The sequence below is a fragment of the Methylobacterium radiodurans genome (genome assembly GCF_003173735.1).
GTDB lineage: Bacteria > Pseudomonadota > Alphaproteobacteria > Rhizobiales > Beijerinckiaceae > Methylobacterium > Methylobacterium radiodurans.
Genome location: NZ_CP029551.1, coordinates 2,547,321 through 2,568,748 on the forward strand (window position 1 = coordinate 2,547,321; position 21,428 = coordinate 2,568,748).

The following is a 21,428-nucleotide window of genomic DNA, read 5'->3' on the forward strand; positions in this document are numbered from 1 at the left end:
TGATCTGGGCGGCCAACGCGGCTGTGCTTGGCGGGGTTCCTGTCCGAGCCCGTTTCAGCGGCCGGTCAACAGCAGGATCTTGCCGAGATGCGCGCTCGACTCCATCAGTTCGTGGGCCTTGCGCGCCTCCTCGAACGGAAACGTCGCGTGGATCACCGGCCGGATCTCGCCCGCGTCGAGCTTCGGCCAGACATCGCGGGCGAGACCCTGCGCGATCTCGGCCTTGTCGGCCTTTGGTCGGGGGCGGAGCGTCGCGCCCGTGAAGGTCAGGCGCTTCAGCATCACGGGCGTGATGTTGAGCCCATCCACCTTGTAGCCGCCCATCAGGGCGATCAGCACGAGGCGCCCCTCGACAGCGAGGGAGGTGAGGTTTCGCTGCAGGTAGCTCGCCCCGATCATGTCGAGGATGACGTCGACGCCGCGTCCGTCGGTGAGGCGGGCAATCTCCTCGGCAAAGTCGGCCTCGCGATAGTTGATCGCGTGGTCGGCCCCCAGTTCCTCGCAGAAGCGGCACTTCTCCGCCGAGCCGGCCGTCGCGAAGACCTTGGCGCCCTGCGCCTTGGCGATCTGGATCGCCGTGGAGCCGATGCCGCTCGAACCGCCGTGGACGAGAAAGCTCTCGCCCGCGGCGAGCCGCCCGCGCTGGATCACGTTGGAGTACACAGTGAAGAAGGTCTCGGGGATGCCGCCCGCATCCGACAGCGACAGGGCCTTCGGCCGGGGCAGGCACTGGGCGGCCTCGGCCACCGCGAACTCCGCGTAGCCGCCGCTGATCACCAGGGCGCAGACCTCGTCGCCGAGCGCGGGCGCGCTCACGCCCTCGCCCAAAGCCACGACACGGCCGCTGACCTCCAGGCCCGGCACGTCGGTCGCGCCCTTCGGCGGCGGGTACTTGCCCTGCCGTTGCATCAGATCCGGCCGGTTTATGCCGGCGGCCACCACCTCGATCAGAACCTGGCCGGGCCCGGGACGCGGCACGGGCGCGGTCTCGAGCTTGATCACCTCGGGCCCGCCCGCGCCGTCGTAGCGGAGCTGGCGCATGGTCTCGGGTGGCGTCGCGGGCATCGGAATCTCCTCGTTCAGGCCAGAGATACCTGCCGCGGGCCGGCCGGGCGACAAGGCGTCCGGGTCCGCCCACAAGCGAGGAGCCCCGGCGCCGAGGCTCCTGCGATGCGGGTCAGTTCAGGGCCACGCTCGGCGGCCGGCGCTCGGCGCCGACCGTGACGTCGCCGATCATCAGGCCCATCGGGCCCGCGGTGACCGGGACCTCCTCGCCGTCGTGGATGCGGCCCGAGAGCAGCAGTTCCGCCAGCGGGTCCTGCACGTTCTTCTGGATCACCCGCTTCAGCGGCCGCGCCCCGTAGGCCGGGTCGTAGCCCTTGTCGGCGAGCCAGGTGCGGGCCTCCTGATCCACGTCGAGCGCGATCTTGCGCTCGTCGAGGAGCTTCTGCAGCCGCCCGAGCTGGATATCGACGATGGCTCCCATCTCGCCGCGCTGGAGGCGGTGGAACAGGATGATCTCGTCGATCCGGTTCAGGAATTCCGGCCGGAAATGGCCGCGCACCACGCCCATCACCTCGTCGCGGACGGCATCGGTGTCCTGGCCCGCGGGCTGGTTCACCAGATACTCGGCCCCGAGATTGGATGTCATGATCAGGAGCGTGTTACGGAAGTCGACCGTCCGGCCCTGACCGTCCGTCAGGCGCCCGTCGTCGAGCACCTGCAGGAGGACGTTGAACACGTCCGGATGCGCCTTCTCGACCTCGTCGAACAGCACGACCTGATAGGGCCGGCGGCGCACGGCCTCGGTGAGCGCGCCGCCCTCCTCGTAGCCGACATAGCCCGGAGGCGCGCCGATGAGGCGGGCCACCGCGTGCTTCTCCATGTACTCGGACATGTCGATGCGCACCAAGGCGGTGTCATCGTCGAACAGGAAGCCGGCGAGTGCCTTGGTCAGCTCGGTCTTGCCGACGCCGGTCGGGCCCAGGAACATGAACGAGCCGATCGGCCGGTTCGGATCCTGCAAGCCCGCGCGCGCCCGGCGGACCGCGGTCGAGACCGCCTCCACAGCCTCGCGCTGCCCGACGACGCGTTTGGCCAGCGCCTCCTCCATCGCCAGCAACTTCTCGCGCTCGCCCTCCAGCATCTTGTCGACGGGCACGCCGGTCCAGCGCGAGACGACGCCCGCGATATGGGCCGGCGTCACCGCCTCCTCGACCATGCCGTCGCGCGCGACGGCGCTCTCGGCCTTGGCCTCGATCTCGGCGAGCTGCTTCTCCAGCCCGGGGATCACGCCGTAGGCGAGCTCGCCCGCGCGCTGGTACTGGCCCTGGCGCTGGGCGGCGGCCAGCTCGGTCCTGGCCTCGTCGAGCCGCTTCTTCAGCTCGGCGGCGGCGCCGAGCTTGTCCTTCTCGGCCTTCCAGCGCGCGGTGATGGTGGCGGACTGCTCCTCGAGGTCGGCAAGCTCCTTCTCCAGGCGCTGCAACCGGTCGCGGGAGGCGGAGTCCGTCTCCTTCTTCAGCGCCTCGCCCTCGATCTTCAGCCGCACGATCTCGCGGTCGACGTTGTCAAGTTCCTCCGGCTTCGAATCGACCTGCATGCGCAGGCGCGAGCCCGCCTCGTCCACGAGATCGATCGCCTTGTCGGGCAGGAAGCGGTCCGTGATGTAGCGGTTCGACAGCATGGCCGCCGCGACGAGCGCGGAATCCTGGATCCGCACCCCGTGGTGCTGCTCGTACTTCTCCTTGATGCCGCGCAGGATCGACACCGTGTCCTCGACGGTGGGCTCCGAGACGAAGACCGGCTGGAAGCGGCGGGCGAGCGCCGCGTCCTTCTCGACGTGCTTGCGGTACTCGTCGAGGGTGGTGGCGCCGACGCAGTGCAGCTCGCCGCGGGCGAGGGCGGGCTTGAGCAGGTTCGAGGCGTCCATCGCCCCGTCCGCCTTGCCGGCGCCGACCAGCGTGTGCATCTCGTCGATGAACAGGATGATGCCGCCCTCGGCCGCGGTCACCTCGGAGAGCACGCCCTTCAGCCGCTCCTCGAACTCGCCGCGATACTTGGCGCCCGCGATCAGGGCACCCATGTCGAGCGCCAGCAGGCTCTTCTCGCGCAGGGATTCCGGCACGTCGCCGTTGACGATGCGCAGCGCCAGCCCCTCGACGATGGCGGTCTTGCCGACGCCGGGCTCGCCGATCAGCACGGGGTTGTTCTTGGTGCGCCGGGAGAGCACCTGGATCGTGCGGCGGATCTCCTCGTCGCGGCCGATCACCGGGTCGAGCTTGCCCTCGCGTGCGGCCTCCGTGAGGTCGCGGGCGTACTTCTTCAGCGCGTCGTAGGCGTTCTCGGCGCTCGCGTTGTCGGCGGTGCGGCCCTTGCGGAGCGCGTTGATCGCGGCGTTGATCGAGGCGGGGGTGACGCCCGCGGCCTGAAGCGCGCGGCCGGCCTCGCTGTTGCCCTCGACGGTCAGCGCGAGCAGCAGCCGCTCGACGGTGACGTAGGAATCGCCCGCCTTCTCGGCGGCCTTCTCGGCGGTGTCGAACAGGCGCACGAGATCGCGCGTCGCCTGGGGCGGCGCGGAATTGCCGGATACCTTGGGCTGCTTGGCGAGCCACTGCTCGACCTGTGCGAGCGCCACGCGCGACTGCCCGCCGGCCCGGTCGATCAGCCCGGCGCAGAGGCCTTCGGGATCGTCGAGCAGCACCTTCAGGAGATGGCCCGGCTGCAGTTGGGGATGGCCCTCGCGCATCGCGAGGTTCTGGGCCGCCTGCACGAAGCCGCGGGCGCGCTCGGTGTACTTCTCGAAATTCATGCACAACCCTCCCGTACCGGCATCCGCCGCCCGCGATGAGGCGCGGCGCCACCGAAACGTCGCCCTCCGGCTATCCACCGCGCGAGGGCCCCGGCGCCGTTGGGGCCGCCGGTACAGGGCATGTGGTGTTGCATTTGCGCACCACAAGGGTCCGTAATCCTCTTGCGCGCGCGGGCTATTCAGGGGCAGGCTGCGGACATGGCCACGCTCGCGATCCAAGCCCTCTACCGCTACCCCGTGAAGGGCTTCAGTCCCGAGCGGGTGGAGCGTGCCGCGCTGGAGACCAGCGGCTACTTTCCGGGCGACCGGCTCTACGCCGTCGAGAACGGGGATTCGGGCTTCAACCCGGCAGCGCCCCGGCACCAGCCGAAGACCAAGTACCTGATGCTGATGCGCGAAGAGGCCCTGGCGCGCCTGCGCACCCGCTACGAGGACGCGACCGCGACGCTCCATGTCGAGGCGGAGGGCGAGACCTACGCAGCGAAGCTCGACACGCCCGAGGGGCGGCGCGTGCTGGAGGACCTCGTGCGGCGCCTGCTGCCGGCCTCGCTGCGCGGGGAGCCCCGGGTCCTGGAGGCGCCGCCGCAGTACCGCTTCACCGATTCGAAGATCGGCTTCGTCTCGCTCATCAACCTTGCGAGCGTGCGGGCGATCGAGGATTTCGTCGGCGCGCCGGTCGATCCGCGGCGCTTCCGCGGCAATCTCCTGGTCGCGGGGCTGGAGCCATGGGCGGAGTTGGCGATGTCCGGCGCGGTCATCGAGGCGCCGAGCGGACTGCGCCTCAAGCTCACGCAGCGCACCCAGCGCTGCGCCGCCACCAACGTCGATCCGGCGAGCGGGATCCGCGACCTAGACATTCCCTGGACGCTCGACGCCCGCCTCGGCCATCGGGATTGCGGCATCTACGCCGAGGTGATCGCGGGCGGTGCGCTGGCCGAAGGGGACCGCCTGAGCGTGGTGCGCTGAGGGGTGCCGCCGCGTCAGTCGCGGGCGAGCAGCCAGCGCGGCTCCGGATCCTCGGCCGGGAGCAGGGCGGCGACGGCGTCGAGATCGACCGTGTAGCGGTCGGTCAGCATCTGCCAGACCTCGGCACGGGACCGCGCCGTCGGGATCAGATGATCGAGGGCGTGGGCGAGAATGCTCGGATGCACGAGGGCGGGTCGCTGGTGGAGCGGGTCGGCGTGAAGCATCGTTATCGCGGTCCCTTCTGACCACACGAATATTCTTCACGCTGGTTAATTCAGGCTTAAGAGCCGGCCTTGAGCAATCGGCAAAGTATTCACGATGCTCGCCGCGCCCCGGAGCGAGCGGCAAGCGACGCGCGAAATGCACCGACGGGAGGCGGAGCGGCCACCGCGCGCCCCCTTGCGGCCAAGCTTCGCCCGGCGATCTGCGACCCGATCGTCGCAGCGCTGATCGGCCTTTGCCCGCCCCGCGGGGTCGTCCGAGCCGCGCGGCTCTTCCTGCGGACGAGACAGCCGGGGGTCGGGATCCACCACGCAGTTGGCGTTCACCTTGCGTTGCAGGGCAAGATGGTCCAACCCGCGATCAATGACCGGTCACGGTCACGTCACCCTCTGAATGGACGGACAACGACATGGCGAGCCAGGGCAGCGCGAAGTGGGTCTACGCCTTCGGCGACGGCAAGGCCGAGGGCAAGTCGCAGATGCGCGAGTTGCTCGGCGGCAAGGGCGCGAACCTCGCCGAGATGTCCAATCTCGGCCTTCCCGTGCCCCCCGGCTTCACCATCACCACGGAAGTCTGCACCTACTACTACGCGCACGAGCGGCAATACCCGCCTGAGTTGAAGGGGCAGGTCGATGAGGCGCTCGCCAAGGTCGGCGGGCTGACCGGCCGGACCTTCGGCGATGCGGAGAGCCCGCTGCTCGTCTCGGTCCGCTCGGGCGCCCGGGCCTCGATGCCGGGCATGATGGACACGGTGCTCAACCTCGGCCTCAACGACACCACCGTCCTGGCGCTCGCCAAGAACGCCGGCGACGAGCGCTTCGCCTACGATTCCTACCGCCGCTTCATCACCATGTACTCGAACGTGGTGCTGGGCGTGGAGCACCACGCCTTCGAGGAGGCGCTGGAACACTACAAGGAGGGCAAGGGCGTCGAGCTCGACACCGAGCTCGGGGCCGAGGACTGGAAGACGCTGATCCAGACCTACAAGAAGATCGTGCGTGAGGAGCACGGCTCGGACTTCCCGCAGGACGCCCAGGACCAGCTCTGGGGCGCGATCGGCGCGGTGTTCGACTCCTGGATGATCCCACGCGCCAAGAAGTACCGTGAGCTGAACCAGATCCCGGAGAGCTGGGGCACGGCCGTCAACGTCCAGGCCATGGTCTTCGGCAACATGGGCGACACCTCGGCCACGGGCGTCGCCTTCACCCGCAACCCCTCCACCGGCGAGCGCGCGCTCTACGGCGAGTTCCTGATCAATGCTCAGGGCGAGGACGTGGTGGCGGGCATCCGCACGCCCCAGGACATCACCGAGAAGGCGCGCATCGAGGCGAAGTCCGATAAGCCCTCGATGGAGAAGGCGATGCCGGAGAGCTTCGCCGAGCTGACCCGCATCTACGGGATCCTCGAGAAGCACTACCGCGACATGCAGGACATGGAGTTCACCATCGAGAGCGGGAAGCTCTGGATGCTCCAGACCCGAAACGGCAAGCGCACCGCCAAGGCGGCGCTGAAGATCGCGGTCGACCTCGCCAGCGAGGGTCTGATCTCGGAGAAGGAGGCCGTCCTGCGCGTCGAGCCGGGCGCGCTCGACCAGCTCCTGCACCCGACGATCGACCCGAAGGCCGAGCGCAAGATCATCGCCTCGGGCCTGCCCGCCTCGCCGGGCGCGGCGACCGGCGAGATCGTGTTCAACTCCGAGGACGCCGAGGCCTGCAAGAAGGCCGAGCGCAAGTGCATTCTCGTGCGCATCGAGACCTCGCCGGAGGACATCCACGGCATGCATGCCTCCGAGGGCATTCTCACCACCCGCGGCGGCATGACCAGCCACGCGGCGGTGGTCGCCCGCGGCATGGGCAAGCCCTGCGTCTCGGGCGTCGGCTCGATCCGCATCGACTACAAGGCCAAGACCCTGACGGTCGGCGGCGTGACCCTGAAGGCCGGCGACCGGCTGACCATCGACGGCTCGACGGGCCAGGTGCTCCAGGGCGAGGTGAAGATGCTGGAGCCCGAGCTCTCCGGCGACTTCGCGCAGCTGATGGGCTGGGCCGACGCGCACCGGACGATGAAGGTCCGTACCAACGCCGACACCCCGAACGACGCCCGCACCGCGCGCAACTTCGGCGCCGAGGGCATCGGCCTCTGCCGCACCGAGCACATGTTCTTCGAGGGCGACCGCATCATCGCCGTGCGCGAGATGATCCTGGCCGACGACGCGGAGGGCCGCCGCGCGGCGCTCGCCAAGATCCTTCCCTACCAACGCCAGGACTTCGTGGAGCTGTTCAAGATCATGTCGGGCCTGCCCGTCACGATCCGCCTGCTCGACCCGCCGCTGCACGAGTTCTTGCCGCACTCGGACGCCGAGGTGGCCGAGGTCGTGAAGGCCACGGGCGTCGCCGAGGACAAGATCCGGCACCGGATGCGGGAGCTGTCCGAGTTCAACCCGATGCTCGGCTTCCGCGGCTGCCGCCTCGCCATCGCTTTCCCGGAGATCGCCGAGATGCAGGCGCGGGCGATCTTCGAGGCCGCCGTGCAGGCCGCCGAGGATACCGGCTCCCCGGTGGTGCCGGAGGTGATGGTGCCGCTCGTCTTCACGCGCGCGGAGTTCGACATCGTCAAGGCACGCATCGACGCCATGGCGAAGGCGGTCTCGGAGGAGTCGGGCGCGACGCTGGACTACCAAGTCGGCACCATGATCGAGCTGCCGCGCGCGGCGCTGAAGGCGGCCGAGATCGCCGAGACGGCGGAGTTCTTCTCGTTCGGCACCAACGACCTGACGCAGACCGCGCTGGGCATCTCGCGCGACGACGCCGCGACCTTCCTGGGCCCCTACACCCAGAAGGGCATCCTGCCGGCCGATCCCTTCGTGACGATCGACCAGGAGGGCGTGGGCGAGCTGGTGCGCATCGGCGTCGAGCGCGGGCGCAAGACGCGCGGCGACATCAAGCTCGGCATCTGCGGCGAGCACGGCGGCGATCCGGCCTCGGTCGGCTTCTGCCAGGAGGTCGGGCTGGATTACGTGTCCTGCTCGCCCTACCGCGTGCCGATCGCGCGCCTCGCCGCAGCCCAGGCAGCGCTCGGCAAGGTGCTCGGCGGCGAGGGCTGATCGCCCGAACGGAGGCGGCCCGGACCCTGCGTCCGGGCCGTTCATGCGCCCTTAGCGAAGCGGCGCAACACCTGTGGAAAAATTCGGCAGCGGCGACGAACCTCAGCCGTGGCGGCACGTTGACTGCTAGTGGATCCGGCGAGCGCCAGCCCGTCAGGCCACGCGCGGGAATGCCGGCCATGAACGATCCGAGCCCCTCCCCACTCTTCATCCCCGAGCATTCTGCGTCTGTCAGGCTTCCACGCGCGCTGGAGCGCGCCGGACTCTGGACGCTGGGCGGCCTGAGCGGTCTCGCGACCTTGGGACTGCTGGTCTTCGCGGTGGCGACGCAGAGCAGCGCCGATGCGGAGCGCATCGCCGGCACGGGCGACTACGCCGCCGGCCTGGTCTCGGCGCTGGCGACCGCGCAGGCCCGCGGCGGCCGCTGAGCCTGTCCCGACCTCGCGCCTGAATGTCTGTTATTTGGCGCCGGCCTCGCGGGTCGTGCGCGATTCCGCGGCGGCGCCTGCCTTTTTCGTGGGCGCGGCGCTCAGCGCGTGCCCGTCACGCCCCGCGTTGCCGACCCGCTGAAGCGCTGACTGGCAAGAGCGTCGCCCGGGCTGCCCTGGCTGAAGCGGGTGGTGATCCGCTCCGGCGAGTCGGAGACGACGGTCCCCGGCGGCGCGTCGGATCGGGGCCGGGCGGCCGCGACGCGGACCGGCGCGGCGGACGAGACCGGAACGGCGGCGTCCTCCGCCGCGACGGCCTCGAACAGCGCACGCAGCTGCTGCTTCGGATCGGCGTCCGCGGCGACCAAAGCTGTGCGCCGGGCGGGCGGGGGCAGGAAGGCGGCCTTCTGCAGCGGCTCGGCGGCCGGGAGCGCCACGGCCCCGACGGCGGCGAACTGCACCGGGCGCGGCGGCGGCAGCGGCATGGCGATTGCGGTGGCGGCGACCGCCTCGAACTCGCTCGGGCGCCTGGGCGGCAGCGGCGTGAGGGCCGCCTGGATCGCCGCCTCGGCGCTGGCCGGGGCGGCAGTCGGCTCCGCCGTGAGCAGGGCCCGGGCATCCGCCCTCCCGTCGCGTGCGAGCGCCGAGTTGCGAAGTGCCGCGCTGGCATTCGGTGCGGCGTAGGCGAGGGCGGCGTTGGCGCCGACCGGCGCCTCGGGATCGGCGCTCGCCACCACCACGGGAGCCCGCCGGCCGCGCGCGGCCGGGGCCTGAGCGGCCGTCGGCGCGCTCGCGGACCCTCCGCCGAACAGGCTCGCCAGGAAGCGGCTGACGCTCGGACCATCGTCCTCCTCGGCGCTTGCCATCTGGGTCTGCACGCCCGCCACCGTGCCGCCGCGGGCCAGGATGGAGGCGCGCGCCTCCTCGTAGCGGGCCAGCGGGTGGCCGTCGCTCGGCAAGTGCACAGTGCGGCCGTCCGGGAAGAGCCGGGCGAGCTGGTCGTAGGTCATGCGCGGCCAGGAGCGGACCGAGCCGACATCGAGATGCACGAAGGGCGACCCTGAGCGCGGATACCAGCCGACCCCGCCGCGCTGCATCTGCATGCCGATGGCCCGGATCTGGTCGATCGAGACGTCGGGCAGGTAGAAGTCCATCGCCTTGCCGAGCGTGTGCTGGCTGTACTCGGCGACCATCTTCGAGCGGCGGCGCAGCATCGCGTTGGTGCCGGGCGAGCGGTAGGCCGAGACCACGTTGATAGGCTCCGACGAGCCGACCTGCCGGTAGGCCTCCCACACCGTGTCGAACAGGCGTGGATCCATCTTGGTCGGCTCGTCCACGCGCCAGTCGCGCAGCAGCCAATTCAGCTGGTCCAGCCCCGCCCGGTCGTAGCGCCCGTCGCGCTTGAACGTGACAGTGGCGCTCTCCTTGGTGTGAGTGTGGTAGATCGAGAGCGTGCGCGTGTCGCCGTTGGCGACCGCGTCCTGCGTCCCGCTCGTCGTGCCGACGAAGGCCAGCGCGAAGCCGGCCGAGACGAGGGCGAGGCGGCGGAAAACGGCCGGGGGGATGCGGGAAAACCTGCGCACGATGGCCGTTGCCTTCTTACCGCGCCCCGTTCGGGGCATCGTGGTGAAGGCAAGGTTGCCGAAAACCGTGAATCCGCGGTTATCGGGTCCTCGCCTCGGACGCCGTTCAGTGTGCGAACGGCTAAGGCGTGACCGTGGCGAAATCGTGCCCGCAAGTGTTCCGGCGCACGCTCGCGGAATCTTGTCCCCGCTGAAGGCGCGCGATCCTCACCACCAGCCGCGCGTGACCGGGGCGGGGCGCGGCGCCCAGGGATCGGGATCGGCGTAGACGGGCGCAGCCTCGACCCGGACGGAGGGCCGGGCCGCCTGCCTCACCTTCGGCTTCGGCCGCGGCATCTCGGCGGCGCGCCGCGGGGACTCGGCCGGGGCCTTCGGCCCGCGGGCGATGGCCGGCCCGCCCCCGCCCGGCAGGCCAAGCGCGGCGCGCATGGGCGCGTCGTAGCCGTAGATGTCGGGCAGCGTGCGGTAGCTGCCGAGGTCGTCCACTTCGGCGGTGAAGTAGGCGAGGTGCACCGGCAGCTTCTCGTCCAGCCGGATCGTGCGCTCGCCCTTGCCGATGAGCTTCTTCAGCCGCTCGCTGGTCCAGGCCTCGGACAGGACCGCATCGGCGAAGCGGAAGGGGTCGTCGACCCGCACGCAGCCGTGGCTCAGCGCCCGGTCGGAGCGGGCGAAGAGCGAGCGGTTGGGCGTGTCGTGCAGGTAGACCGCGTGGTTGTTCGGGAACATGAACTTGATGAAGCCGAGCGCATTCTTCTCGCCCGGCGGCTGGCGCAGCGAGACGTGGCCGCCGCGGCGCACCACCTCGTAGCCGCCCCAGGTCTTGCCCCCGTAGGCGGCGATCTTCGGCAGCATCGTCTTCAGGATCGAGGGCGGCACGTACCAGGACGGGTTGACGACCGCGTACTCCATCATCCCGGAGAACAGGGGGGTGGGCGATTCCGTCTTGCCGACGATCACCCGCGTCTCGTCCCGGAGCCGCCCCTGCCGGAAGACGCGCAGCCGATATTCCGGCACGTTGACCAGCACGTAGTCGGATCCGAGCTCCGCGGGCAGCCAGCGCCAGCGCTCCATGTTGACGATGAGCGCCGCCTCGTCGCCGCTCGCCTGCCGCGGCGACTGGGCGCCGGCCAGCGCCAGCACGGTCTGGGCGTTGAGGTTGCCGGTCGCGGCCAGGCCCCGAGCCCGCTGGAAGGCCGAGACCGCCTTGGCGACGCCGGCGTCGTAGGCGTCGGGCTCCCCCGGCCCGTGATCGAGGGTGCCGGGTGCGCGCGCCTCGATGCCGAGATGCTGGCGCAGCAGAGGCACGCGCGGGTCGCGCATCCCGAGCTTGAGCATTGGGCCGGGCGGCAGCTTCAGGGGCTTGTCCGGGCCGGATTTGCTCGGCTGGGCCGGTCCGCGCAGGGCGGCGAGCCGGGCCTTCAGCGCGAGGTAGCCGGGCTGACGCGGATTGTAGCGCTGGAGCACGGCGCCGGCCTCGGCGCCGGCGCCAGCGACGGCGGCGAGCACCGTATCGGCCGCAGGCAGATCGAGGCTCGGGGTGATCAGGCGGGAGATCGACGCGAGATTGACGCGCCCGCCCCGCGCGTCGCGGGCGTAGAGGGCGATCGCGGCGGAGAGCTTCAGGTCCGCGTCGGCGATCGCCGCGGCCTCAGTGCTCGAATCGGGCGATCTCGGCACCGGGTAGGCGCGCGCGTCGAGACCGTCCTCGCCCGCGGCGGCGAGGCGCGCCGCGGCGGCTTTCGCGGCCGGGTTGTAGGCGCCGTCCGCGATCCAGACCGGCTTGAACGCACCGAGCGCGTAGAAGGCCCGGATCGCCTCGCGCTCCTTCGCCGTGAGGCGGGCGAGGAGGGGGGCCGTGTCGGCGAGCCGGTTGAAGAGTGCGGCCGCCTGCGGATCACTCGGGACTGCCGGCGCCGCGGTGGGCGCCTCCGCCGAGCCGGAGGCCGGGGCGGCGGGCGTCCCGGCCTTTGGGACGCTCTCGGCGGGCACGCCGACAGCCTCGTCGGGCGTGGTGGGCTTGGCCGACTCCGTGCCCCCGGACACGGACGCGGTGGGCGCCGCGTCGGGCTCGACGGCGGCGGTGCGCAGAGCACTGCCGGGCTCCGCCCTGGTGGACTCGGCCCGTGCGGGCACGAGCGCGCCGGCGAACAGCGCGGCCAGGGCGATGGTGGCGGAGCGCGGGACGCGCATCATGCCTCTCCTCGGAGCGGACCGCGCAGCGCGATCCTTGACGAGTCTATAACCGAAGCAAGCGCTGCCGTATGCATGCGCCCGCGCAGAGCCCCACCGGTCCGATGCCCGGGGCGGTCCCGGAAGGTCAGGCGGCAGCGTCCTCGGCCCTGTCGTCGAGGCCGAGATCCTTCAGCTTGCGGTAGAGCGTCGATCGGCCGATTCCGAGGCGGCGCGAGACCTCGGACATCCGGCCGCGGTAATATTGCAGGGCGTAGCGGATCACCTCAGCCTCGACCGCCTCCATCGTCTTCATCTCGCCGGTCTCCTCGACGACGAGCGACATCGCGTGCGGATCGCGCACCTCGACGCGGACGATCTCGCGCACCGGCTCCAGCGGCGCACTCGCGGCGACCGGCTGGCCGGGCGCGGGCGGGATGCGGATGTCGAAGCCCTCGACCTGGGCGGCGATCTGCGGGAATTCCGAGACTGTCAGCTCGTCCCCATCGGCCAGCACCACCGCGCGGAACAGCGCGTTCTCGAGCTGGCGCACGTTGCCGGGCCAGCTGTAGCGGGTGAGCAGCGCCATCGCCTCGGCGCTCACGCCGCGCACGCGCTTGCTCTCCTCCGCCGAGAAGCGGGCGCAGAAGGAGCGCACGAGGTCCGGGATATCCTCGCGGCGCGCCCTCAGCGGCGGCAGGGTCATCGGGAAGACGTTGAGGCGGTAGTAGAGGTCTTCGCGGAACTTGCCCGCCTTGACCAGGTCGAGCAGCGAGCGGTTGGTCGCGGAGATCAGCCGGATGTCGACGCGCACGCTGCGCTTGGCGCCGACCGGATCAACCTCGCCTTCCTGCAGCGCCCGCAGCAGCTTAACCTGGGCGTCGAGGGGGAGTTCGCCGATCTCGTCGAGGAAGAGCGTGCCGCCGGACGCCTCCACGAACTTGCCGGTATGCCGCTCCGTGGCGCCGGTGAACGCACCCTTCTCGTGGCCGAACAGGGTGGATTCGACGAGGTTCTCCGGGATCGCCCCGCAATTGACCGTGACGAAGGGCTTGCCGCGCCGGTCGCCGGAGCCCTGGATCGCGCGGGCCAGCACCTCCTTGCCGACCCCCGATTCACCCTCGATCAGCACCGGGATCGTGGATTTCGCCGCGCGCTCCGCCAGCCGCATCACCCGGTCCATGTCCGGGCTCTTCGAGGCGAGATCGCGGAAGCCCAGCGCGCCGGAGGCGCGGCGGCGCATGCGCCGGACCTCCTCCTCCAGCTGGTCCACCCGCAGGGCGTTCTTGATCGAGACCTGGAGCCGCTCCGCGCCCGCGGGCTTCACCACGAAATCGACCGCACCGGCCCGCATGGCGCTCACCACGGCGTCGATCGAGCCGTTGGCGGTTTGGACGATCACGGGCGTGTCGATGTCGGCCTTGCGCATCTCGGCGAGAACGCCGAGCCCGTCGAGGCCGCCGGGCATGACGAGGTCGAGCAGGACCACGTCGATATCGGGCTCGCGGCGCAGCAGGGCCAGGGCCTCGGCGCCGTTCTCCGCGGTGCGCGCCTCGAAGCCGAACCGGCGCACGCTGGCCTCGGCGAGGCGGCGCTGTACCGGGTCGTCGTCGACGATCAGCACCGTGGTCGTCATGCGGGCTTTCCTCGTGCTGGCGCGCCGATCCGGCCGCGCCGGGGAGCGGGTCCGGCCCGGCGGACGGTCGGCGACGTGTTCCGTTTCGAGAAGCAGCCTCGCTCAGATGCGTAAAGCCGCGCTTAACGACGATGCCGGGATCTCGGGCATCGCGGCATCCGTGCGCTTGTCACAGCGGATGCGGGCCCATCGGTTGAAGCCGGGGCCGGCCCGCTCGATATCAGCGGCCTGCCCCACGGGTTCGGGGCCCGTCCCGTTGGGGCGGCCTCCTCAAGGATTGTGACAGCCGATGCCGAACCGTGTTGCTGCCCTGGGGGCACAGCCCTGCCGGAACGCCGAAAGCGCGCAGGCGGCCCGCGCGACCGCCCACGCGGTCGATCTCGGCGCACTGCCCGAATGGGACCTCTCGGATCTCTATGCCGGCCTCGACGACCCGGCCTTCCGCGACGACCTCGCGCGGGGTGAGCGCGACTGCAAGGCCTTCGCGCAGGCCTATGCGGGGCGCATCGCCGAGCTGGCGGCCGGGCCGGACGCCTCCGAGCGGCTGGCCGAGGCTCTGCGCGCCTACGAGGCCATCGAGGATCTGCTCGGCAAGCTGATGTCCTACGCGGGTCTCGTCTATTCGGGCGACACAACCGACGAGGCGCGGGCCAAGTTCTACGGCGATACCCGCGAGCGCCTCACCGACGCCTCGGGCGAGTTGCTGTTCTTCGCCCTCGAGCTGAACCGCGTCGAGGATTCCGTGCTGGACGCCGCGATGGAATCGGGGCCGCTCGCGCACTACGCGCCCTGGATCGCCGACCTGCGCCGGGAAAAGCCCTACCAGCTGGAAGATCGCGTCGAGAAGCTGTTCCTCGAGAAGTCGGTGACCTCGAACGCCGCCTGGGACCGGCTGTTCAACGAGACGATCGCGGCGCTTCGCTTCCCCGTCCAGGGCGAGATGCTGCCCCTGGAGCCGACGCTCAACAAGCTGCAGGACCCGGACGGCGCGGTGCGCCGCGAGGCCGCCGGGGCGGTGAGCGAGGTGCTGCGGGGCAACCTGCGCATCTTCACGCTGATCACCAACACGCTCGCCAAGGACAAGGAGATTTCAGACCGCTGGCGCGGCTTCAAGGACGTGGCGGATGCACGCCACCTCTCGAACCGGGTCGAGCCCGAAGTGGTCGCCGCCCTGGTCGATGCCGTGCAGGCGGCCTATCCGCGGCTCTCGCACCGCTACTATCGCCTGAAGGCGAAGTGGTTCGGCGTCGAGGCCCTGCCCTACTGGGACCGCAATGCGCCGCTGCCCCGGGTCGAGCAGCGCACGATTCCCTGGACCGAGGCCCGCGACACGGTGCTCTCGGCCTACGGCGCCTTCTCGCCCGACCTCGCCGACATCGCCCGCCGCTTCTTCGACAAGCGCTGGATCGACGCGCCGACCCGGCCCGGCAAGGCGCCCGGCGCCTTCGCGCACCCCACCGTGCCCTCGGTGCACCCCTACGTGCTGGTGAACTACCAGGGTAAGCCCCGAGACGTGATGACGCTCGCCCACGAGCTCGGCCACGGCGTGCACCAGGTGCTGGCCGCCCGCAACGGCGCCCTGATGGCCCAGACGCCGCTCACGCTGGCCGAGACCGCGAGCGTGTTCGGCGAGATGCTGACCTTCCGCAAGCTGCTGGCCGGGACCACCGACACGACCCAGCGCCGCGCCATGCTGGCCGCGAAGGTCGAGGACATGATCAACACGGTGGTGCGCCAGATCGCGTTCTACGCCTTCGAGCGGAAGGTCCATCTCGCCCGCGCCGAGGGCGAGCTGACCACCGAGCAGATCAACGCGCTCTGGCTATCGGTCCAGGCCGAGTCGCTTGGGCCGGCGATCCAGCTCGATGCGGGCTACGAGCCCTACTGGGCCTACATCCCGCACTTCATCCACTCGCCCTTCTACGTCTACGCCTACGCTTTCGGCGACTGCCTCGTGAACTCGCTCTACGGCGTCTACGCCAAGGCGGAGGCCGGCTTCGTGGAGCGCTACTTCGCGCTGCTATCGGCCGGCGGCTCGAAGCCCTATGGCGAGCTGCTCAAGCCCTTCGGGCTGGATGCCAGCGATCCGGGCTTCTGGCAGATCGGGCTCGGGATGATCGAGGGCATGATCGCCGAGCTGGAGGCGATGGAGGGGCAGGCCTGACGAGCCGCTTACGGTTCGCACACCGGAACCTTCGGCCTGACCCGCGGCGGAGGGCCCCACGGCCCTGGCGACGGCGCGCGGGCTGCTTATCTCGCCTGAGACAGCTGAGGTGAGCACCCGCCCGATGGCCGAGACCGACCGCGAAGCCAACCGTTTTTCCGCCCGCGCCAGCCGCTACGCCCGCGTCGGCGTGAACGTCGGCGGCGTCGCGGCCCGGATGGCGGGCTCCCGCCTGTTCGGGGGCGAGGGCACCACCAACGCGGCGGCGCTCGCCCAGGCGCTCGGCGGCCTCAAGGGGCCGATCATGAAGGTGGCGCAGCTGCTCGCCACCATCCCCGACCTGCTGCCGCCCGAATACGCCGCCGAGCTGCAGAAGCTCCAGGCCGACGCCCCGCCGATGGGGGCCGCCTTCGTCAAGCGCCGGATGATGGCCGAACTCGGGGCCGACTGGCAGGGCCGCTTCGGCAGCTTCGACCTGAAGCCCGCCGCGGCCGCCTCGCTGGGCCAGGTGCACCGCGCCACGACGCGGGAGGGCGCGCCGCTCGCCTGCAAGCTGCAATATCCCGACATGCAATCGGCCGTGGAGGCCGACCTGAAGCAGCTCGAAGTCGCCTTCGCCCTGCACCGGCGCATGAATTCCTGGCTCGACACGCGCGAGATCGCCAAGGAGATCGGTGCCCGCGTGCGCGAGGAGCTGGACTACACCCGCGAGGCCAAGCACGCCCGCCTCTACGGCGCGGTGCTGAAGGATGTGGACGCGGTCCGGGTGCCGGCGGTCCATGCCGACCTCTCGACGAAGCGGCTCCTGACCCTAAGCTGGCTCGACGGCGAGCGCATCCTGAACTTCGCCGAGAGCCCGGTCGAGATCCGCAACCGGCTCGCCCAGGCGATGTTCAAGGCTTGGTGGCACCCGTTCAGCCGCGCCGCGGTGATCCACGGCGACCCTCACCTGGGCAACTACACGGTGTTCTCAGAGGACGGCGCGGCGCAGGGGATCAACCTGCTCGATTACGGCTGCGTCCGCATCTTCCACCCGCGCTTCGTCGGCGGCGTGGTCGACCTCTACCGGGGCCTCCTGGAGAACGACGAGGCCCGGATCGTCCACGCCTACGAGGTCTGGGGCTTCAAGAACCTTAGCCGCGAGATCATCGACATCCTCAACATCTGGGCGCGCTTCATCTATGGCCCCTTGCTGGAGGACCGCACCCGGACCGTCGCGGACGGCGTGAAGCCCGGCGAGTACGGCCGCCGACAGGCCTTCCAGGTCCACCAGGCCCTGAAGGAGCGCGGGCCCGTGACCGTTCCCCAGGAATTCGTGTTCATGGACCGGGCTGCGGTCGGACTCGGCGCGGTGTTCCTGCACCTGCGCTCGGAGCTGAACTATCACCGCCTGTTCGAGGTCGAGATCGAGAGCTTCTCCCTCGACGCGCTGACCCGGCGCCAGGGCGAGGCGCTGGCGGCGGCCGGCCTCGACCTGCCCCGCTGAGGGCCCGGACCGGCGCAAACGGAGCCCTTTCGGCGCGAACTTGGCCATAAAGGGGGCGGCAACGTGATTGCCGCCCGTTTAGGCTTGGGCTAAATCCCCTGCGACAGAACAAACAGGCGTCACAGGGGACGAGCGCACGATGGCTGATACCAAGACCGTGTCCGGAGCAGCCTACAGCCCGGCGATGGACGCCAAGACCCACGAGCAGACCTACCGGGGCTTCATCCGCTTCGTCGAGATCGCGACGGGCGTTGTGATCTGCTGGGTCCTGGCGCTGGCCGTGGGCGGTATCCGCGAGGCTTGGCTCACCGCGATCGCCGGCGTGGTCGCGGCGTCCGTGGCCGGCGCCGTCGGCGCGCTCGCTCCGGCAGTCGGCTGGAAGGCCCCGCTCGTGGTTGGCTTGCTTCTTGCACTGTACCTCGCTTTTGCCTAGCGGCGGCCAAGGCCACCGCAAGGTACTCCTGGTTACATCCGCACCGTTTCCATCAACCAGACTCTGCCCGCTCACCTCGTAAAACCGTCATGGTTCGCGCATGCGGTGGCGGTCCATTTGAGGGGTAAGCTGAATGCGCATCGCTGTGCTTTCGGAAACCGACGCCGCGGAACCGCGGGTCGCGGCGGTGCCGGAAACGGTCAAGAAATACAAAGCCCTGGGAGCCGACGTCGTCGTGCAGTCGGGTGCGGGCCTCTCGGCCGGCGTGCCCGACGCTGAGTACGAGGCCGTCGGGGCCACCGTGGCGGCCTCCGCCGAGGACGCGGCGCGCGACGCCGACCTCGTGCTGAAGGTGCGCCGGCCGAGCGCCGAGGAGGCCAAGCTCCTGAAGCGCGGCGCCACCGTCGTCGCCATCATGGACCCCTACGGTCGTGAGGACGAGCTGAAGGTCCTGGCCGATGCCGGCCTCGACACCTTCGCGATGGAGTTCATGCCGCGCATCACCCGCGCACAGGTGATGGACGTGCTCTCCAGCCAGGCGAACCTCGCCGGCTACCGCGCCGTGATCGACGGCGCCGCCGAGTACGGCCGCTCCATGCCGATGATGATGACCGCCGCCGGCACCGTGCCGGCCGCCCGCGTCTTCATCATGGGCGTCGGCGTCGCCGGCCTCCAGGCCATCGCCACCGCCCGCCGCCTGGGCGCGGTCGTCACCGCCACCGACGTGCGTCCGGCGACGAAGGAGCAGGTCGAATCGCTCGGCGCGAAGTTCGTCGCCGTGGAGGACGACGAGTTCAAGCAGGCCGAGACCGCGGGCGGCTACGCCAAGGAGATGTCGGCCGAGTACCAGCGCAAGCAGGCCGACCTCGTGAAGGGCCACATCGCCAAGCAGGACATCGTCATCACCACGGCGCTGATCCCGGGCCGCCCCGCGCCGAAGCTCGTCTCCGAGGAGATGGTCGCCTCGATGAAGCCGGGGTCGGTGCTGGTCGATCTCGCGGTCGAGCGCGGCGGCAACGTTGCGGGCGCCAAGGCGGGTGAGATCGTCACCACGGCGAACGGCGCGAAGATCGTCGGGCACCTCAACGTGCCGGGCCGCCTCGCGGCGACCGCCTCCGCCCTCTACGCGCGCAACCTCTACGCCTTCCTCGAGACGCTGATCGACAAGGAATCGAAGGCGCTCGCGATCAAGTGGGACGACGAGCTGGTCAAGGCCACGAACCTCACCCGCGACGGTCAGGTCGTCCACCCGTCCTTCCAGCCCAAAGCGGCCTGATTCCGCGGAGATCCCCGAATGGCTACCATCCCCCCCGATCAGGCGGCGGACCAGACGCGCATCCTGGCCGACACCGCCCGGGCCGCCGCCGCGGCCGCCCGCAACGCCGCCGACCAAGCCCAGGCGATCGCCGATGGGCTCGGCCACGGCCTCAGCGCCGCCACGCACGGCGCCGTCGACCCCACCGTGTTCCGCCTTGCGATCTTCGTGCTGGCGATCTTCGTCGGCTACTATGTGGTCTGGTCGGTGACCCCGGCCCTCCACACCCCGCTCATGTCCGTCACCAACGCGATTTCGTCGGTGATCATCGTCGGCGCGCTGCTCGCCGTGGGCGTGCCCTACATCGAGAAAGGCAGCGGCTGGGCCCGCTTCTTCGGCTTCATCGGCATCGTGCTGGCCTCCGTGAACATCTTCGGCGGCTTCCTCGTCACGCAGCGCATGCTCGCCATGTACAAGAAGAAAGCCTGAGCCGATGTCCGAGAACATCTCCTCCCTTCTCTACATCGTCGCCGGCGTCCTGTTCATCATGGCGCTGCGGGGGCTCTCGCACCCCACGACCTCCCGCCAGGGCAACCTCTACGGCATGGTGGGCATGGGGCTCGCCGTGCTCACCACGCTGATCGGCCATCCGCCGGCCGGCGCCGCCGCGTGGTTCATCGTGCTGCTCGGCCTCGCCATCGGCGGCGGCGCGGGCGCGGTGATCGCCAAGCGCGTGCCGATGACGGCGATGCCGCAGCTCGTCGCCGCCTTCCACTCGCTCGTCGGCCTCGCGGCCGTCGCCGTGGCGGCCGGCGCGCTCTACGCGCCGCAAGCCTTCGGCATCATCGAGAACGGGCACTTCCACAAGCAGTCGCTGTTTGAGATGGGCCTTGGCGTGGCAATCGGCGCGATCACCTTCACGGGTTCGGTCATCGCCTTCGCCAAGCTCGACGGCCGCATGTCCGGCAAGCCGATCATGCTGCCGCAGCGCCACCTCATCAACGCGCTGCTCGCCGGCGCGCTGGTGGTCCTGCTCGCGCTGTTCATCGGCACCGAGTCGAAGTTCCTGTTCTGGCTGATCGTGATCCTGTCGCTGGTGCTCGGCGGCCTGATCATCATCCCGATCGGCGGCGCCGACATGCCCGTCGTCGTCTCGATGCTGAACTCGTACTCGGGCTGGGCGGCGGCCGGCATCGGCTTCACCCTGGGCAACCTCGCGCTCATCATCACGGGCGCGCTGGTCGGCTCCTCGGGCGCGATCCTGTCCTACATCATGTGCCACGCGATGAACCGCTCGTTCATCTCGGTCATCCTCGGCGGCTTCGGCGGCGATGCCGCCGCAGCGGCCGGCGGCGGACAGGTCGAGACCCGGCCCGTGAAGCAGGGCTCGGCGGACGACGCGGCCTACATCATGAAGAACGCCGAGCGCGTGATCATCGTGCCGGGCTACGGCATGGCGGTGGCGCAGGCCCAACACTCGCTTCGCGAGATGGCCGACCTTCTCAAGAAGGAGGGCGTGGACGTGAAGTACGCGATCCACCCCGTCGCGGGCCGCATGCCGGGCCACATGAACGTGCTGCTGGCGGAAGCCAACGTGCCCTACGACGAGGTGTTCGAGCTGGAGGACATCAACGGCGAGTTCCCGCAGGCGGACGTCGCCTTCGTGATCGGCGCCAACGACGTCACCAACCCGGCCGCCAAGACCGACAAGGCCTCGCCGATCTACGGCATGCCGATCCTCGACGTGGAGAAGGCCAAGACCGTGCTCTTCATCAAGCGCGGCATGGGCTCCGGCTACGCCGGCGTCGAGAACGAGGTCTTCTTCCGCGACAACACCATGATGCTGTTCGGCGACGCCAAGAAGGTCGTCGATTCGATCCTCAAGAACCTCTGATCCGGAGGATCCCAAGGGCCTCGGGCCCTTGGGCGGGGTCCCGGGGCGGAGCCTCAGGTTGGAACTGCCGTCCCGGCTCCGCCGGGTCGGTGGTTCCAAATGCAGGGTTCCACCCTGCACCCGCCGAAGGTCTCGACCTTTGGAATCCATGACCTTCCCGGCGGGGCGGCCAACGATGGCCGCCCCGCTGTCGTTTCCGGGCGGCAGCATGGCGGCCGGCTCCGCGCTATGATCCCGCCGTGCTCGCCCAAACGCCTCCGCCCCGTCCCTTCCTCGGCGTC

Annotated in this window: 15 protein-coding genes; 9 read left to right on the forward strand and 6 right to left on the reverse strand. The window is 70.3% G+C overall.

All coding sequences use genetic code 11. The features are described 5' to 3' along the window. Positions 1 to 54: 54 nt before the first annotated feature. Together DK427_RS11780 and clpB are read right to left on the reverse strand one after the other, a co-directional pair. The gene (locus DK427_RS11780) at positions 55 to 1,065 is read right to left on the reverse strand and encodes an NAD(P)H-quinone oxidoreductase (protein WP_109951422.1); all 1,011 of its coding nucleotides are present in this window, start codon (positions 1,063 to 1,065) and stop codon (positions 55 to 57) included. Between the two features lie 112 nt (positions 1,066 to 1,177). Then, the gene (gene clpB, locus DK427_RS11785; protein ID WP_109951423.1) at positions 1,178 to 3,808 is read right to left on the reverse strand and encodes an ATP-dependent chaperone ClpB; all 2,631 of its coding nucleotides are present in this window, start codon (positions 3,806 to 3,808) and stop codon (positions 1,178 to 1,180) included. Between the two features lie 198 nt (positions 3,809 to 4,006). On the opposite strand from clpB, the gene DK427_RS11790 reads away from it, so the two are divergent. Next, on the forward strand, positions 4,007 to 4,774 hold the full coding sequence (locus DK427_RS11790; protein ID WP_109951424.1) for an MOSC domain-containing protein: 768 nt from the start codon (positions 4,007 to 4,009) through the stop codon (positions 4,772 to 4,774). Positions 4,775 to 4,788: 14 nt separating this feature from the next. Here the strand turns inward: DK427_RS11790 and DK427_RS11795 are convergent, their stop codons facing one another. Continuing rightward, complete coding sequence (locus DK427_RS11795) at positions 4,789 to 4,998, reverse strand: hypothetical protein (RefSeq protein WP_109951425.1); 210 nt, start codon at positions 4,996 to 4,998, stop codon at positions 4,789 to 4,791. A 407-nt stretch (positions 4,999 to 5,405) separates the two neighbouring features. On the opposite strand from DK427_RS11795, the gene ppdK reads away from it, so the two are divergent. Further along, complete coding sequence (gene ppdK / locus DK427_RS11800; RefSeq protein ID WP_109951426.1) at positions 5,406 to 8,099, forward strand: pyruvate, phosphate dikinase; 2,694 nt, start codon at positions 5,406 to 5,408, stop codon at positions 8,097 to 8,099. Between the two features lie 179 nt (positions 8,100 to 8,278). Next, complete coding sequence (locus DK427_RS11805; RefSeq protein WP_162559774.1) at positions 8,279 to 8,527, forward strand: hypothetical protein; 249 nt, start codon at positions 8,279 to 8,281, stop codon at positions 8,525 to 8,527. A gap of 101 nt (positions 8,528 to 8,628) precedes the next feature. On the opposite strand, the gene DK427_RS11810 is transcribed toward DK427_RS11805, so the two are convergent. The 3 genes from DK427_RS11810 to DK427_RS11820 form a co-directional block, all read right to left on the reverse strand. Then, positions 8,629 to 10,149: a peptidoglycan L,D-endopeptidase MepK gene (locus tag DK427_RS11810; protein ID WP_109951428.1), complete on the reverse strand. Its 1,521-nt coding sequence runs from the start codon at positions 10,147 to 10,149 to the stop codon at positions 8,629 to 8,631. Between the two features lie 168 nt (positions 10,150 to 10,317). Further along, positions 10,318 to 12,300, reverse strand: coding sequence for a L,D-transpeptidase family protein (locus tag DK427_RS11815; RefSeq protein ID WP_109954123.1), 1,983 nt, complete (start codon positions 12,298 to 12,300; stop codon positions 10,318 to 10,320). A gap of 127 nt (positions 12,301 to 12,427) precedes the next feature. Beyond that, the gene (locus DK427_RS11820; protein ID WP_109951429.1) at positions 12,428 to 13,915 is read right to left on the reverse strand and encodes a sigma-54-dependent transcriptional regulator; all 1,488 of its coding nucleotides are present in this window, start codon (positions 13,913 to 13,915) and stop codon (positions 12,428 to 12,430) included. Between the two features lie 289 nt (positions 13,916 to 14,204). On the opposite strand from DK427_RS11820, the gene DK427_RS11825 reads away from it, so the two are divergent. From DK427_RS11825 to DK427_RS11850, 6 genes are all read left to right on the forward strand, one after another. After that, positions 14,205 to 16,079, forward strand: coding sequence for a M3 family oligoendopeptidase (locus tag DK427_RS11825; RefSeq protein WP_109951430.1), 1,875 nt, complete (start codon positions 14,205 to 14,207; stop codon positions 16,077 to 16,079). 124 nt (positions 16,080 to 16,203) lie between these two features. Continuing rightward, positions 16,204 to 17,565 carry an ABC1 kinase family protein gene (locus tag DK427_RS11830; RefSeq protein WP_109951431.1) on the forward strand — a complete coding sequence of 454 codons (1,362 nt, stop codon included), beginning with the start codon at positions 16,204 to 16,206 and terminating at the stop codon, positions 17,563 to 17,565. Positions 17,566 to 17,704: 139 nt separating this feature from the next. Beyond that, positions 17,705 to 17,998, forward strand: a complete 294-nt coding sequence (locus tag DK427_RS11835; RefSeq protein ID WP_109951432.1) for an aa3-type cytochrome c oxidase subunit IV — start codon at positions 17,705 to 17,707, stop codon at positions 17,996 to 17,998. Between the two features lie 133 nt (positions 17,999 to 18,131). Beyond that, the gene (locus tag DK427_RS11840; protein ID WP_109951433.1) at positions 18,132 to 19,274 is read left to right on the forward strand and encodes a Re/Si-specific NAD(P)(+) transhydrogenase subunit alpha; all 1,143 of its coding nucleotides are present in this window, start codon (positions 18,132 to 18,134) and stop codon (positions 19,272 to 19,274) included. A gap of 18 nt (positions 19,275 to 19,292) precedes the next feature. After that, complete coding sequence (locus DK427_RS11845) at positions 19,293 to 19,742, forward strand: proton-translocating transhydrogenase family protein (RefSeq protein WP_109951434.1); 450 nt, start codon at positions 19,293 to 19,295, stop codon at positions 19,740 to 19,742. 4 nt (positions 19,743 to 19,746) lie between these two features. Then, positions 19,747 to 21,147 carry an NAD(P)(+) transhydrogenase (Re/Si-specific) subunit beta gene (locus DK427_RS11850; RefSeq protein ID WP_109951435.1) on the forward strand — a complete coding sequence of 467 codons (1,401 nt, stop codon included), beginning with the start codon at positions 19,747 to 19,749 and terminating at the stop codon, positions 21,145 to 21,147. Positions 21,148 to 21,428 lie beyond the last annotated feature (281 nt).

Excerpts from the sequence above, each read along its gene's own strand:
- DK427_RS11850 (WP_109951435.1), top strand. The coding sequence starts at position 19,747 with ATGTCCGAGAACATCTCCTCCCTTCTCTACATCGTCGCCGGCGTCCTG.
- DK427_RS11840 (WP_109951433.1), top strand. The coding sequence starts at position 18,132 with ATGCGCATCGCTGTGCTTTCGGAAACCGACGCCGCGGAACCGCGGGTC.
- DK427_RS11845 (WP_109951434.1), top strand. The coding sequence starts at position 19,293 with ATGGCTACCATCCCCCCCGATCAGGCGGCGGACCAGACGCGCATCCTG.
- DK427_RS11795 (WP_109951425.1), bottom strand. The coding sequence starts at position 4,998 with ATGCTTCACGCCGACCCGCTCCACCAGCGACCCGCCCTCGTGCATCCG.
- DK427_RS11825 (WP_109951430.1), top strand. The coding sequence starts at position 14,205 with ATGCCGAACCGTGTTGCTGCCCTGGGGGCACAGCCCTGCCGGAACGCC.
- DK427_RS11805 (WP_162559774.1), top strand. The coding sequence starts at position 8,279 with ATGAACGATCCGAGCCCCTCCCCACTCTTCATCCCCGAGCATTCTGCG.
- DK427_RS11835 (WP_109951432.1), top strand. The coding sequence starts at position 17,705 with ATGGCTGATACCAAGACCGTGTCCGGAGCAGCCTACAGCCCGGCGATG.
- DK427_RS11790 (WP_109951424.1), top strand. The coding sequence starts at position 4,007 with ATGGCCACGCTCGCGATCCAAGCCCTCTACCGCTACCCCGTGAAGGGC.
- DK427_RS11815 (WP_109954123.1), bottom strand. The coding sequence starts at position 12,300 with ATGCGCGTCCCGCGCTCCGCCACCATCGCCCTGGCCGCGCTGTTCGCC.
- ppdK (WP_109951426.1), top strand. The coding sequence starts at position 5,406 with ATGGCGAGCCAGGGCAGCGCGAAGTGGGTCTACGCCTTCGGCGACGGC.
- clpB (WP_109951423.1), bottom strand. The coding sequence starts at position 3,808 with ATGAATTTCGAGAAGTACACCGAGCGCGCCCGCGGCTTCGTGCAGGCG.
- DK427_RS11780 (WP_109951422.1), bottom strand. The coding sequence starts at position 1,065 with ATGCCCGCGACGCCACCCGAGACCATGCGCCAGCTCCGCTACGACGGC.
- DK427_RS11810 (WP_109951428.1), bottom strand. The coding sequence starts at position 10,149 with ATGCCCCGAACGGGGCGCGGTAAGAAGGCAACGGCCATCGTGCGCAGG.
- DK427_RS11820 (WP_109951429.1), bottom strand. The coding sequence starts at position 13,915 with ATGACGACCACGGTGCTGATCGTCGACGACGACCCGGTACAGCGCCGC.
- DK427_RS11830 (WP_109951431.1), top strand. The coding sequence starts at position 16,204 with ATGGCCGAGACCGACCGCGAAGCCAACCGTTTTTCCGCCCGCGCCAGC.